Genomic DNA, 13,504 nt, shown 5'->3' with positions numbered 1-13,504 from the left:
GCGGAAAAGACTGGCATGCAGCACAAACATTTATTTATGCCATTGGCACTGGTTAGTGCTATGGCCGTAGCACAACAAGTATATGCAGCAGATGATTTTGTAGTACAAGATATTCGTGTTGATGGCTTAGTGCGTTTAACTCCTGACAATGTAGCCGGAATGATCCCATTCTCCGCTGGTGATCGTGTCAATGATCAAATCATTTCAAACTCAATTCGTAGCATGTTTGCGTCGGGTTTGTTTGATGATGTGAAGTCTTCACAAGTCGGTAATACCCTTGTATATACAGTGGTTGAACGCCCAGTAATTTCTAAAGTTGAGCTAAAAGGCAATAAACTTATTCCTAAAGAAGCCTTGGAAGAAGGCTTAAAGAAAATGGGTCTGTCCGAAGGTGAAGTTTTAAAGAAATCATCTTTGCAAACGGTTGAAACTGAATTAGAACAACAGTACATGCAGCAAGGTCGCTACGATGCTGATGTAAAAGTTATTACAACCGCTCAACCGAATAACCGTGTAAATGTCTTAATCGAGTTTGAAGAAGGTCAATCTGCCAAAGTATTTGATATTAATATCATTGGTAATACGGTCTTTAAAGAAAGCGAAATTAAACAAATTTTTGCATTAAAAGAAAGTGGTTGGAACTCGATCATTTCTCGTAATGACCGCTATGCACGTGAAAAGATGGCTGCGAGTTTAGAAGCGTTACGTGCGATGTATCTCAACAAAGGTTACATCAACTTCAACATTACCAATTCAAGTCTAAATTTGAGTGAAGATAAAAAACACGTCTTTATCGAAGTTTCGGTGGATGAAGGTGAACAATTTAAATTTGGTGAAACCCATTTCTTAGGTGATACGCTTTATACGCAAACTGATTTAAACGCTTTAAAACTCTATAAAGATGGCGATTTATATTCACAAGAAAAAGTGAATGGTGTGAAACAGCTTTTACTTCGTAAATACGGTAACGCAGGTTACTACTTTGCAGAAGTGAACATTGTTCCTGAAATTAATAAAGACACCAAATTGGTTGATTTAAATTACTATGTGAATCCGGGTCAGCAAGTCACTGTTCGCCGTATTAATTTCACAGGTAACTCGAAAACAGCTGATGAAGTTTTACGTCGTGAAATGCGTCAAATGGAAGGCGCCTTAGCAAGTAACGAAAAAATTGATTTGTCTAAAGTGCGTTTAGAACGTACTGGTTTCTTTAAAACCGTTGATGTTAAGCCTGCACGTATTCCGGGCACGCCAGATCAAATTGATTTAAACGTGAATGTTGAAGAGCAGCATTCGGGTACAAGTACTTTAGCTGTTGGTTTCTCACAAAGTGGTGGTGTAACTTTCCAAGCAGGTTTGAGTCAAACCAACTTCTTGGGTACAGGTAATGCAGTTTCTATCGATTTGTCTCGTTCAGAGACTCAAGATTACTACAACCTCAGTGTAACTGACCCATACTTCACTATTGATGGTGTGCGCCGCGGTTATAACATGTACTACCGTAAAACCAAGTTAGATAACGACTATAACGTTAACAACTATATTACAGACAGTTTTGGTGGTGGTATCAACTTTGGTTATCCGATCGATGAAAACCAAAGTATCAGTATGGGTTTGAATATTGATAATACCGAAGTGACAACAGGTCCATATGTTTCTACCTATGTGCGTGATTATTTACTCGCAAATGGTGGGAAAGCAACGGATACGACATCTTTCTGTCCTACTGATGCATCTGGTAATTCGCAATTAACTGTGCCTGTATACAAAACTGATGAGAATGGCGATTTTGTACTAGATAGTGAAGGTAATAAAATTGTTACTCACAACACTTGTGCAGTACCTGAAGAATCGTACGACAGTGCGTTTAAAGGTGAGTTCTTAACTTATAATCTTAACTTGGGTTGGTCATACAACACGTTGAATCGCCCGGTATTCCCTACTTCGGGTATGTCACACCGCGTCAATGCCGAAATTGCATTACCGGGCAGTGATGTTGAATACCAAAAAATCACTTACGACGCACAAGCTTATTTCCCACTCGGTAAAGACTTTGTGTTACGTGGTTACGGTAAGTTAGGCTATGGTAATGATTTACCGTTCTACAAAAATTTCTATGCAGGTGGTTTTGGTTCGGTACGTGGCTATGACAACAGTACTCTAGGGCCGAAATATCCTGGTGTGTATTATGATGCGCAAAATCAGGTTGACTACGATCCAGAAGAAGTCGGTGGTAATGCTTTAATTCAATTTGGTACTGAATTGGCTTTACCTGTGCCATTTAAAGGCGATTGGGCGCGTCAAGTTCGTCCAGTATTGTTTGCTGAAGGCGCACAAGTATTTGACACCCAATGTGACGTTCCTAAATCTAGTGAAGACCGTCAATACTGTAAAGATAACTACGGCTTTGATATGAATAACATGCGTTATAGCGTTGGTGCAGGTTTTACTTGGATCACGATGATTGGTCCAATTTCACTGAGTTATGCATTCCCACTGAATGACAAAGCTGGCGATGAAACAAAAGAAATCCAATTTGAGATTGGTCGTACGTTCTAAGTACGACCCTTCTGGGAATAACAAAATTACAGGTTGATAAGATGAATAAATTATTTGCTGGTTTGGCAGTATTGGGTATGTCATGTTCTGCAGTGGTACATGCAGCAGGTTACGGTGTGGTAGATTTAGAAAAGGTGGTTGATCAAAGCACTTATCTAAAACAACAAAATGCTCAAATTCAACAGCAGTTGAAACCACAAACCACTAAAATTGAATCACTGGCTAAAGAGCTGGAAGCAATGCAACAAAAAGCTCAGCAAGGTGGTGATAAGTTGACTGCTGCGCAAAAGCAGCAAATGGGTCAACAGTATCAAGCTAAACTTAAAGAGCTGACTGATTTACAGCAAAAAGTTCAAGCTTCGGTTCAAGGGAATATTCAGTCCTTAAATCGCACGATGGATACTCGAATCAAGCAAGTTGCAGAACAATTGCGCACAGAAAATAAGTTAGATGTTGTTTTGAATAAAAATTCAGCACTTGCGTATGACCCTAAGTTTGATTTAACTGATAAAATGATTCAAAAGGTTAATGCAATTAAATAATCAATGAGTTCTCAAAAATTCAGTTTAGAAAAGCTTGCTCAACTTGTTCAAGGTCAATGTATTGGTCAGCTAGACTTGCAATTCAGTGGAATGGCAAGTCTAGAGAGTGCTCAACCGCATCAGCTTGCATTTTTAAACGCAGATAAATATCTGAATGAAGCTCAACAGTCTCAGGCTGGTGCGCTGATTGTGACTGCAGACATGCAGTCACAAATCCCTTCACAGCAAAACTTCATTGTTGTACCCAATCCGTATCTGGCTTTCGCTATTCTAACGCATGTTTTTGAAAAAAAATCTGTAGAAACAGGAATTGAAAGTACTGCCCAAATTCATCCTTCCGCAATCATTTCTGATACTGCTTATATTGGGCATTATGTGGTGATTGGTGCGAATAGTGTGGTGGGTGATGGAACTCGCATTGAATCACAAGTGAAGATTGATCATGGTGTTGAAATTGGTAAAGATTGTTTTATCGATTCGCATGTGACAATTACTGGTGAAGCCAAGTTAGGTGATCGTGTACGTATCCATGCAAATACGGTGATCGGTGGTGAAGGGTTTGGTTTTGCACCTTATCAAGGGAAATGGCATCGTATTGCTCAATTAGGTTCTGTACGCATCGGGAATGATGTGCGTATTGGTTCAAATTGTAGTATCGACCGTGGTGCTTTAGATGACACAATTTTGGAAGATGGTGTCATTATTGATAACCTTGTGCAAATCGCACATAACGTCAAAGTTGGTGCAAATACAGCAATGGCTGCGAAATGTGGTATTGCCGGTAGTACAACTATTGGCAAAAATTGTGTGCTAGCAGGGGCTGTTGGTATCGTAGGTCACATTAATATTGCAGATAATGTGACAATTACCGGTATGTCAATGGTCACAAAAAGTATTTCCGTTGCTGGTAGTTATTCTTCAGGTACGCCAATGCTTGAAAGTGGCTCTTGGAAAAAGGCAGCAATCCGCTTTAAACAATTAGCAGATGTGCCATTGACCCAATTGGTCAAACGACTTGATCATATGCAGTCTCAAATTGAGTCCCTTGAATCAACATTTAAATTGCGTAAATAATTATGATGACAGAGTCGAATACCCCAGCTTTCACAAAACCTGAATTACCAATGACTATTCAGACTATTCGTGAATATTTGCCACATCGTTATCCGTTTTTATTGGTTGATCGTGTTGTTGAAGTGACTGACAACGGGATTGTAGGCTATAAAAATGTAACGATTAATGAAGAATTTTTACAAGGCCATTTCCCTGAATACCCAATTATGCCGGGTGTGCTGATTGTTGAAGCATTGGCGCAAGTGTCGGGTATTTTAGGTTTCATTATGAATAATGAGAAACCTTCAGCGGGTTCGCTGTTCTTATTTGCTGGTGCAGAGAAGGTTCGATTTAAAAAACAAGTCGTTGCAGGCGATCAACTTGTATTAAAATCGGAATTAGTGATGCAAAAGCGTGGCATTTACAAATATAATTGTGTTGCCACTGTAGATGGCGTAGTCGCAGCAACCGCGGAAATTATGGTTTCGCATCAGAAAACAGAGACAGCATGAGCAATAACGAATTAATTCATCCTACCGCCATTATTGACTCATCAGCAGTAATTGCTCCGGATGTGCAAATTGGACCATATTGTATTATTGGTCCTAAAGTCACAATTGGAGCGGGCACTAAACTGCATTCACATGTTGTGGTGGGTGGTTATACCCGTATTGGTCAACATAACGAAATTTTTCAATTTGCCAGTGTTGGTGAAGTTTGCCAAGACTTGAAATATGCTGGTGAAGAAACGTGGTTAGAAATCGGTGATTATAACTCGATTCGTGAACACTGTAGTTTACATCGTGGTACTGTTCAAGATCAGGGTCTAACTAAAGTTGGTAGTCACAATTTATTGATGGTGAATACACATATTGCACATGACTGTGTAGTAGGTGATCATAATATTTTTGCTAATAACGTCGGCGTTGCAGGTCATGTCCACATTGGTGATTACGTCATCGTAGGTGGTAACTCTGGTATTCATCAATTCTGTAAAATCGATTCATACAGTATGATTGGTGGTGCATCGCTTATTTTGAAAGATGTACCTGCTTATGTCATGGTATCTGGTAATCCAGCCCATGCTTTTGCAATGAACATTGAAGGCATGCGTCGTAAAGGTTGGTCTAAAAATGTGATTCAAGGTTTACGTGAATCCTTTAAATTGATCTATAAAGATGGTTTAACGACGAATGAAGCGATTGAGCGTATTCGTACTGAAATTTTGCCTGATGTGGCAGAAGCGCAATTGTTGATTGACTCACTTGAGCAGTCTAAGCGCGGTATCGTTCGTTAAATACTGCGAATAAAAATAGACACCTTATAAGGTGTCTATTTTTTGCGTTAAAAATAGGACTATTTTTTAACAAAGCCTGCTTCTTCAGATTTTGGATACTTTTGGATAAGCTTGCTTTTGAGCTGCGTTGCTAAACTACTATTTCGATCGACGTCTTTTGCAATGCTATACAGTTGATATAACGCTCTAGGTGCGCGGGTCGACTCAGGGTATTGATCTACCACGATACTATAGTTCTTTTTCGCTTCCGCGTAGTTGGTCGGTTCAACAGCAAGGTTGAACTCAGCTAGCCAAAAATATGCATTGCTAATATAGACACTGTTAGGATTATTCTTAATAAAGTTTTTCATCGGTGCAATGGCTTTTTTCGCACCACCTTGTTTGTATGCATCTAAAGCAACGGTATACGCTGCTTTCTCAAGCTCAAGTGAGTCACCACCTGCATTTACAGGTTGGTTTGCAGATGAGCTTAATATTGATTGGGTCGTAGGTTGTTTAACAGGTGTAGGCGCTGTATTAGCTGTTACTGGGTGCAGTACCTTGTTGGTTATCCTCCGCAGCCTCTGTGTCTTCACTTGGATCTACTTTTTGTTGGAGTAGTTCTAAACGTTGATCTAAATCTGCATAGCGGTTTGTAAGTTCACTTTTTAATTGTTCAATAATATTGTCTTGCTCTTCCATTTTACCGCGTAAGCTACGCAATTCATTTTCGAGCTGTTGGTTCTTCTGCATAAGCTGCCAATTCAAATTGGTTGGAATAGGGGTAGAGCCAGCACCTGTTTGAATGGCCGTATTATTTGCTGTATACACAGTACCATTATTAGCGCCACTCAAACCACGAGATTCAATTGGAATATTGGCAAATAATGCACCTGAGCAAGTCAATGTAAGGGCACACAATACATGCTGTTTAAACATCATAAAAATTCCATGTAGTTACAAGCATGTCCGTATAGAATAGTTTTATTACAGACAGCTTTAGATAAAACGATAAGCACATTAAAAACGCCAAAGTTCTGAATTGCAATAAGCTTTTACAATCTTGTTGTGTATTAAAGTAAAAATATAGTGATGAAGTTTCACGTTTTCTACATCATCGACCATCATATTGATTTATAAATAATCAAACAGTTTTTTCTATTCAGGAATTCTTGGTTTTAGGCTTGCATGTTTATTAAAAATCTCTATACTCTGTTCTTGCAATGGTAGCCCTGCTGGTTACTTCGCAATTGTACTCTATAAACCCCGCCAGGACCGGAAGGTAGCAACGGTAGTAGAAATATGATGTGCCGAAGTCTTGCTGGTAGGGTTGCCACCAGTTTCATTAATAATAAATTAAACTTCCTCTCATTTTTTCAATCCTATATTATTCTTTATTTTAGTTTTATTAATTCTTCATTTAGATCTATATTTTTTTTATTCGTCATCAAATTCTTTACGTGCAATCACTTTAAAAATCGTATCGAGATCAAAGCCTCGATATTGCAAAAAACGTATTTGTTTGGCTTTTTGTTTTGGATCACGTTCAACAGCTTTGCCAAATTTTTTTATCTTGAGCTGGTAGGCTTCAGTGACCCAATCTGTTTCTTTTAATTCATCCTGAATTAATTCACTGTCTACTTTTTTATTTTTTAACGCGAGTTTTATACGATTAGGGCCTTTACCTTTACGTTTTTGACTCGATAGCACCATCTCTGCTACACGCTGATCGCTTTGATAGTTCTCACGTGCGAGTTCTTCCACCAAGTGTATGACTTCTTCACGACTATCCGCATACAGTGCTAATTTTTCGATTAAATCTGCTTTTGAGTATTCTTTACGTGTGAGTACTGCAAAAGCGTAGGAGCGTAGACGAGAGCCGCGCAGTCCTGGTTTTTTTTCAGCATGAACAACTTTACCATTGGTGTCAAAATGCAACGCAGTGTGATCGATTACCGAAGTATTGTCATGTGAAATGTCAGTTTGTGCAGCATGATTTACGCAGGTAGTTTCTTCAGCTTCTGCAAACTGTTGTTTCAGTGCTTCATAATCAAGCAAGAGTGGAAAATGGTCTTTAGTCATGGGGTCATTTTAATACAAAATTTGAGTGCAAAACAAAACGCCCCGTAGGGCGTTTCGTCTGCTATTAAAGCATGCTGTGATTAAGCATCTAAAAAGTCTGGTTCTTCTTCGTCTTTGTCTTCTACAGGTGCTGTACCCGTAGTCAGAAGTTGTTCACGAATCAGTTTTTCGATAGTTTGCACAAGTTCAGGGTGTTCTTCTAAGTGGCGAATGGTATTGTTTTTACCCTGCCCAATCTTGTCACCTTGGTATGAATACCAAGCACCTGCTTTTTGAACAATTTCTTGTTGTACCGCGAGGTCAACAAGCTCACCTAAATGGTTCACGCCTTTACCATAAAGAATTTGGAAAATCGCTTCACGGAATGGAGGAGCCATTTTGTTTTTCACAACTTTCACTTTGGTTTCTGAACCAATGATTTCGTCGCCTTCTTTCACTTGACCAATACGGCGGATATCTAAACGTACAGATGCATAGAATTTAAGTGCATTACCACCAGTTGTGGTTTCTGGGCTACCAAACATTACACCAATCTTCATACGAATTTGGTTAATGAAGATCACCATACAGTTAGAACGTTTCGCATTACCGGTAATTTTACGCAGTGCTTGGCTCATTAGACGAGCTTGTAAGCCCATGTGTGAGTCACCCATTTCGCCTTCAATTTCGGCGCGAGGGGTCAGTGCAGCGACCGAGTCGACAACGATCAGGTCAATGGCACCTGAACGTACCAGCATGTCTGCAATTTCAAGTGCTTGTTCACCATTGTCTGGCTGTGAAACAAGAAGGTTATCAATATCTACGCCAAGTTTACGTGCGTATTGAGGGTCTAATGCATGTTCAGCATCGATGAATGCACAAGTACCGCCAGCTTTCTGACATTGTGCAATGGCTTGTAATGTCATAGTCGTTTTACCAGAAGATTCAGGACCGTAGATTTCTACGATACGACCTTTAGGCAAACCACCAATACCGAGTGCGATATCTAATGTTAAAGAACCTGTAGAGACAGCTTCAACTGCCTGCACGGTATTATCACCAAGACGCATAACGGTGTTTTTACCAAACTGCTTTTCAATTTGGCTTAAGGCCGCATTTAACGCCTTGCTTTTATTATCATCCATCTTACAACCTCAATACGATGTCACGAAACAATATACTCAAGTGGATGTATTCAGTTTAAATCTGTTCCACGAGGGTATAGTGACAGAAATCATCCTTTTGTTCTATGAAAATCACAACAGGTGCGACATGTTGTGACGCTTTAACTTAATCATCATTATAAGACCATTGCTGGTCAAACTGTTGATCATTTTCTTTTTTAAATTTACCAATATCTCGACGATCTTTTTTACTTGGTCGATGATCTGGCCGAGCTAGATTATGCAACTTTCTTTGGGATGCGAGCAATTCCCGTTTTGCAATACTGACCTCAGTTTCATCATAAAGCAGCTGAGCGGTTGGAGCAGGCCCACGAACATCAGACAATGCTTTCACCACCACGGTTTTTTTCTCAAGGCCTTGGGCAATGGTTAATTCCATGCCTACACGAACTTCACGAGAGACTTTAACGCGTTCGCCATTATGATGAACTTTACCGCCTTCAATCGCATTTTTGGCAATAGAGCGTGTTTTAAAAAAACGTGCAGCCCACAACCATTTGTCTATACGCATACCAACCGCATCTTCGGCTAGATTTGATTTACGCATATTTTTTCTGTTCCTCGGCTTGCTCAATCATTTGAGCTTTTAAAATAGGGATTAAATCTGTTAATGCGGACAACATTGGGTAATTGCAAGTCTCACGAGGCGCTTTGGTAGATGAAGGCTGCTGAATCGAATAGAGCTGTTCAATCCCAAAAAGTTTTGCACCATTAAGCACTTTTTCTGTGTCATCAATGAAATAACAGTTTTTTGCATCGAAGGGATGTTTGCTTGCTAATATTTGCCAAAACTCAATAAACTCTTTGGCATGACCGAGCGTTTCTGAACTGACGATAACATCGAAAAAATCACGAAGACCGGTTTCTTCAAGTTTGAATTGTAAGCCTGCAAAGTCGGCATTGGTTGCAAGCCAAATAGGATAGCCATTTTCTTTAAGATAGGTGAGTAGCTCAATGCAGCCTTCGCGTTTGGCTACTTTGGCTTTTTGTTCTATCTGCATTGCCAGAACATCAACGCCAACTTGTGACGTCCAAAAGCGAGAGGAGTACCATTTTAGGGTATGATTATGCTGTTGATAAAAACTAAATAGCGTTTGCTTGCTTTGTTCGAGTGAGCACTGATGCTGTTCAGCATAGCGAATTGGCAGCAGCTCATTCCAGATAAAATCATCATAAGCAAGATCGAGTAAAGTACCGTCCATATCGAAAATTATAGTCGGTTTTTGCATTCAAGATTCTCCAAAGATTTTCAAAGTTTAACAAAGCATATAGAAAAGCTTTAGATTCAATGAAATTGCTCAACTTTCGCGTTTATTAACGATGATCAAATAATTTCAAAGTTTAACAAAGTTATTTACCTTTCAAGAAAAAATATGTACATATGTGTGTACATATTTTTGCTCTGCTTGAATATGTACAGAGTATAAAGTATTTGGACTGGAAAATTTAAATGTCTTTAAGTGATAGTTGGCTAAAATCAAATAATGGGAAACCGCGAGAAAAAATCGAAGTTGTAACAGATAGAGATGGTTTGTCAGTCAGAATATCCCCAAAGGGAAAAGTCGTTTTTCAATATCGCTATCGTTTTGGTGGTCAAGCCAAAAGACTAGATCTAGGTACATACCCATTATTAGGTCTAAAAGATGCTCGTGCTCAGGTTCATAAATATAAAATTGAGCTCGATCAAGGCAAAGACCCAATGCAACTTAAGCTAAAAGGGGAAAGCGACTATCTGAAGCAGCTGACCGTCAAAGAAATATGTGACCTCTGGTTTAATACAATTGCCGTAAATAAAGTCTCAAAAGAATATGATTTAAGGGCATTTGAAATTCATGTTTATCCACGTATAGGTCGTAGAATTTGTGACGATGTCACCCTACAAGAATGGTCATCACTATTATTTGAAATTACAGATGGTGCTAAAACGGTAGCAGTGAAAATACTTGGTAATCTCAAAATGATTATGCGCTGGGGGTGTGTACACGGGAAATTAATGAATCAGCCTATTCAGCATCTTAAAGCAGCTGATTTAAACGTAAAGAAAGTGAAGCGTTCCCGTTATCTTTCAGAACAGGAAATATTCTGGGTGGTGCATGCTTCTCTGATATCCAATGCCATATCACCAAAAAACAAAGCCATTATTATTATGCTACTGTTCTTTGGCTGCCGTGTATCAGAATTAAGATTGGCTAAGAAATCTGACTTTGATTTTCAGGAAATGATTTGGCACGTACCACCAGAGAATCACAAGATGGGGGACCGTACCCACAAGCCGATTATCCGACCCCTTATTCCGCATATTGTGCCATTCATTAAGTATGTTTTTTCATTGTCGCCTGATAGCTGTGAATATGCTTTTCCAAACTTAAAAGGTAAAGCATATACGAAGCTTTCAAAAAGCTTTCAAACAACAATTCCACCATATGTGAATGACAATGTGCGTAAGCGATTTCATGTAGAGATGCAGCATTGGACTATGCATGATTTGCGCAGGACGATGAGAACACATATATCTGAATTAGCGCCACCGCATATTTGTGAAATTATGCTGGGTCATGGGTTACCTGCTGTGTGGGGAACCTATGATTTACATGAATACATGGATGAACAGGCGCAGGCTTATGAGAAGTGGTTCCATAAACTCTGCACCATATTGAACAATCACGAGCGTTTTGATATTAAAGGCGGTATTTCTAATGACTCAAGCAACCCTTTACTTCTTTCCCAAGCATCTACAGCCTTGATGCCATAGCGACTACATGAGCGCCCATGTGCTTTGATCAATGGTTCTGGAAAATCCTGTTTATCACGCCAATTGATCAAAGTACCTTTGGTAATACCGTAGCGCTTCAACAAATCAGGCGTTGAAATATATAATCCCATCAAGACACCTCCTTCAAACTTTCAAAAACTACTTGAGGCAACCCACTCAAATAACAACTAAATAAATGGTATAGCTCATCCGCATTCATTTCATTTACTTCGATCATGCCGCCTGTGCCATTCACTACACGCTGACGTGACCAACCACGCATATTGAAAGTGAACTCATTGTCGTAATCGACCGCATTCACAATCGCATTAAACAGTCCAACTTCATGCGCATCCCAATTTTCAAAATAGGGCATATCTTTAGAAGTTAAGTTGTCAATTTGGAGCTGGGCGAATTGGGGTTTTGTTAATTGAATTTCAATCATTGGCTGGCTCCTGTGCTTCGATCATGGCTTTGTATTCATCAAAGTCACAATTTTCTGGATCTGTATCAGTCAACAACTCCTGAATTTTACAAGCCAATCTCCACCATTCGATATTTCTAGGATTATTAGACTCAAATGGAAACGGCTTGGATTTGTCGCGTTGGAAGCGATTTGAACCAGCAATCAAATCAACCAATTCAATTGTTTGAGTGATAATTTCAAAATCTGATCGACCTTTTTCTTCCGGCACCGCTTGGGCTTTGGATCTACCTAACCCAATAAGCCAAGAGTCCCATGCAACCTGAGTTGGTTCATGTAAATATTCATCACACTCATCAACTTCAAAACCATATCCAGCAAACTCAACAAGACCAATGTCAGTCAGATGGTGCTCAAACGCTTCTCTTTCTTTCTGAATATCCATCACGCCACCTTCGCCAAATTATTCATCATCACAGCCTTGCGATACTTGCCAGCCATGGCCCATTTCAAGTCATCAACAAAGCTTTTCCCATTATTAAAGTACTGTTTTAAAAACACTTCATAACGCTGAGATAGGTATTCATCCAATTCGTAAAACTCTTTAATTTTGTGACGCTCGAAAGGAATCACGCTGCGTTTCATACTGTCGCTAAATTGCTTTTTCACAATCATGGCGTTTTTCTTGAGTTCGATTTTGTGACCGCCACGATCTAGCCATTCGATAAAGGCGGGCGAAATACTGTTGGGTAGTTTCATGCTGCCACCTCATACTCTGCATTCAACTCAGTCATCGCTTTATCGACGACAATGTTGAAATTAATGACTGCTTGCTCAACACCTGCAATGTCCAAATCTTTTGCAAATACCCGAATAACCACAAGTTGCAAATGCTCAGGTAGGCGAGGATCAAAACTAATAAAGTCACACCATTTGCGACGAGTACACGCCAATTGCCAAGTAATCTGCGGGATGTATTCCGCAGGCACTTCTTTAGTGAGTAACGTGTTCAAATGAGTTGTTGTAGCAGGGCACTTAACCTCAATTTGACCATCTAAATTGATTAATCCATCAGGCGATGCACCGCTTAATTTAATGACTGGATGATCAACTAACCCTGTGCCTTTAACAAAATTACCCGTCTCATTTTCATAAGCAGCAATCGCATTTTCTTCCTGATCAATACCCCATTGCATTGCTTTTGTGGTTGGAGTTTCCTCCTGAACGCCAGTAATGCGCTCAGAAAGAATTGTTAATGTTAGGGCGTTATATTTCTTACCTTTAACTGGTTTTGCGCCAATATCTTTAATGCGGCTTGCAGTCACTTTGCCGCAGCGATCTGCAAACCAACCTTCGTAGCTATGAATAAGCAGCTTGATCTACTAAGCGTATACAGTCGTGGTGTGAAGCGTGCTCGCGTATTCCAACAATGGTTTATCGATAAGGGTTTTGGTGAGCTTAAGCAAACTGAGCTTGGATTTTCTCAACCAATGTTCACAACCAAAGGTGAAGCATGGGTAATTGAGAAGCTAGTGAGTGAAGGGGTGGCGGCATGAGAGGATTAACTCACGGCACAAATAGTGGTTATCAGCACCATAAATGCCGCTGTCTTGATTGTTGTGATGCTAAGCGTAAATACGAAGCGGAACGTAA

At 39.7% G+C, this 13,504-nt stretch carries 15 protein-coding genes, 1 other RNA gene and 2 pseudogenes; 8 read left to right on the top strand and 10 right to left on the bottom strand.

From position 1 onward, the window contains the following. Positions 1 to 15: 15 nt before the first annotated feature. From bamA to lpxA, 5 genes are read left to right on the top strand one after another with little or no spacing between them, the layout of a single operon-like run. Positions 16 to 2,559, top strand: coding sequence for an outer membrane protein assembly factor BamA (gene bamA / locus FTU75_RS03735; protein WP_180115182.1), 2,544 nt, complete (start codon positions 16 to 18; stop codon positions 2,557 to 2,559). A 41-nt stretch (positions 2,560 to 2,600) separates the two neighbouring features. Further along, positions 2,601 to 3,101 (top strand): OmpH family outer membrane protein, encoded by a 501-nt coding sequence (locus FTU75_RS03730; RefSeq protein ID WP_180054434.1) that lies wholly within the window; start codon positions 2,601 to 2,603, stop codon positions 3,099 to 3,101. 3 nt (positions 3,102 to 3,104) lie between these two features. After that, entirely contained in the window at positions 3,105 to 4,175 is a 1,071-nt protein-coding gene (gene lpxD, locus FTU75_RS03725; protein ID WP_180115181.1) for a UDP-3-O-(3-hydroxymyristoyl)glucosamine N-acyltransferase, read from the top strand. A gap of 5 nt (positions 4,176 to 4,180) precedes the next feature. Beyond that, positions 4,181 to 4,666 carry a 3-hydroxyacyl-ACP dehydratase FabZ gene (gene fabZ / locus FTU75_RS03720; protein ID WP_171263789.1) on the top strand — a complete coding sequence of 162 codons (486 nt, stop codon included), beginning with the start codon at positions 4,181 to 4,183 and terminating at the stop codon, positions 4,664 to 4,666. Beyond that, positions 4,663 to 5,451, top strand: coding sequence for an acyl-ACP--UDP-N-acetylglucosamine O-acyltransferase (gene lpxA / locus FTU75_RS03715; protein ID WP_180115180.1), 789 nt, complete (start codon positions 4,663 to 4,665; stop codon positions 5,449 to 5,451). Before fabZ ends, lpxA begins: the two co-directional genes overlap by 4 nt. Positions 5,452 to 5,510: 59 nt before the next feature. Here lpxA and FTU75_RS03710 read toward each other — a convergent pair. Further along, positions 5,511 to 6,372, bottom strand: a pseudogene (locus tag FTU75_RS03710) (YbgF trimerization domain-containing protein). A 291-nt stretch (positions 6,373 to 6,663) separates the two neighbouring features. Here FTU75_RS03710 and ffs point away from each other — a divergent pair. Next, an RNA gene (gene ffs, locus FTU75_RS03705) (signal recognition particle sRNA small type) lies at positions 6,664 to 6,760 on the top strand. Between the two features lie 107 nt (positions 6,761 to 6,867). On the opposite strand, the gene FTU75_RS03700 is transcribed toward ffs, so the two are convergent. From FTU75_RS03700 to FTU75_RS03685, 4 genes are all read right to left on the bottom strand, one after another. Beyond that, entirely contained in the window at positions 6,868 to 7,512 is a 645-nt protein-coding gene (locus FTU75_RS03700) for a regulatory protein RecX (RefSeq protein WP_180115179.1), read from the bottom strand. 80 nt (positions 7,513 to 7,592) lie between these two features. Then, positions 7,593 to 8,636: a recombinase RecA gene (gene recA, locus FTU75_RS03695; RefSeq protein ID WP_078193524.1), complete on the bottom strand. Its 1,044-nt coding sequence runs from the start codon at positions 8,634 to 8,636 to the stop codon at positions 7,593 to 7,595. A gap of 145 nt (positions 8,637 to 8,781) precedes the next feature. After that, positions 8,782 to 9,222: an RNA-binding S4 domain-containing protein gene (locus tag FTU75_RS03690; RefSeq protein WP_180115178.1), complete on the bottom strand. Its 441-nt coding sequence runs from the start codon at positions 9,220 to 9,222 to the stop codon at positions 8,782 to 8,784. Continuing rightward, positions 9,215 to 9,904, bottom strand: a complete 690-nt coding sequence (locus FTU75_RS03685) for an HAD-IA family hydrolase (RefSeq protein WP_218948318.1) — start codon at positions 9,902 to 9,904, stop codon at positions 9,215 to 9,217. Before FTU75_RS03685 ends, FTU75_RS03690 begins: the two co-directional genes overlap by 8 nt. A gap of 221 nt (positions 9,905 to 10,125) precedes the next feature. Between FTU75_RS03685 and FTU75_RS03680 the strand changes: the two genes are divergently transcribed. Further along, on the top strand, positions 10,126 to 11,427 hold the full coding sequence (locus tag FTU75_RS03680) for a site-specific integrase (protein WP_180115177.1): 1,302 nt from the start codon (positions 10,126 to 10,128) through the stop codon (positions 11,425 to 11,427). Here FTU75_RS03680 and FTU75_RS18345 read toward each other — a convergent pair. The 5 genes from FTU75_RS18345 to FTU75_RS03660 are packed head-to-tail and all read right to left on the bottom strand — an operon-like array spanning position 11,337 to position 13,224. Then, positions 11,337 to 11,558, bottom strand: coding sequence for a hypothetical protein (locus tag FTU75_RS18345; protein WP_257223705.1), 222 nt, complete (start codon positions 11,556 to 11,558; stop codon positions 11,337 to 11,339). The two genes, FTU75_RS03680 and FTU75_RS18345, sit on opposite strands and share 91 nt — an antisense overlap. Further along, complete coding sequence (locus FTU75_RS03675) at positions 11,558 to 11,872, bottom strand: hypothetical protein (RefSeq protein WP_180115176.1); 315 nt, start codon at positions 11,870 to 11,872, stop codon at positions 11,558 to 11,560. The genes FTU75_RS18345 and FTU75_RS03675 overlap by 1 nt, the downstream gene beginning before the upstream one ends. Further along, entirely contained in the window at positions 11,865 to 12,296 is a 432-nt protein-coding gene (locus tag FTU75_RS03670) for a hypothetical protein (protein WP_180115175.1), read from the bottom strand. The genes FTU75_RS03675 and FTU75_RS03670 overlap by 8 nt, the downstream gene beginning before the upstream one ends. After that, positions 12,296 to 12,610: a hypothetical protein gene (locus tag FTU75_RS03665; RefSeq protein WP_180115174.1), complete on the bottom strand. Its 315-nt coding sequence runs from the start codon at positions 12,608 to 12,610 to the stop codon at positions 12,296 to 12,298. The genes FTU75_RS03670 and FTU75_RS03665 overlap by 1 nt, the downstream gene beginning before the upstream one ends. Continuing rightward, positions 12,607 to 13,224: a lambda exonuclease family protein gene (locus tag FTU75_RS03660; RefSeq protein ID WP_180115437.1), complete on the bottom strand. Its 618-nt coding sequence runs from the start codon at positions 13,222 to 13,224 to the stop codon at positions 12,607 to 12,609. The genes FTU75_RS03665 and FTU75_RS03660 overlap by 4 nt, the downstream gene beginning before the upstream one ends. On the opposite strand from FTU75_RS03660, the pseudogene FTU75_RS03655 reads away from it, so the two are divergent. Continuing rightward, a pseudogene (locus FTU75_RS03655) lies at positions 13,207 to 13,407 on the top strand (DNA-binding protein); the annotation flags it as partial. The gene FTU75_RS03660 and the pseudogene FTU75_RS03655 sit on opposite strands and share 18 nt — an antisense overlap. Positions 13,408 to 13,504: the final 97 nt, after the last annotated feature.

This window comes from Acinetobacter sp. YH12140 (genome assembly GCF_013418475.1).
Lineage (GTDB): Bacteria > Pseudomonadota > Gammaproteobacteria > Pseudomonadales > Moraxellaceae > Acinetobacter > Acinetobacter amyesii.
Note: the sequence above shows the minus strand (reverse complement) of the source record. Positions and strands in the feature narration are given on the sequence as shown.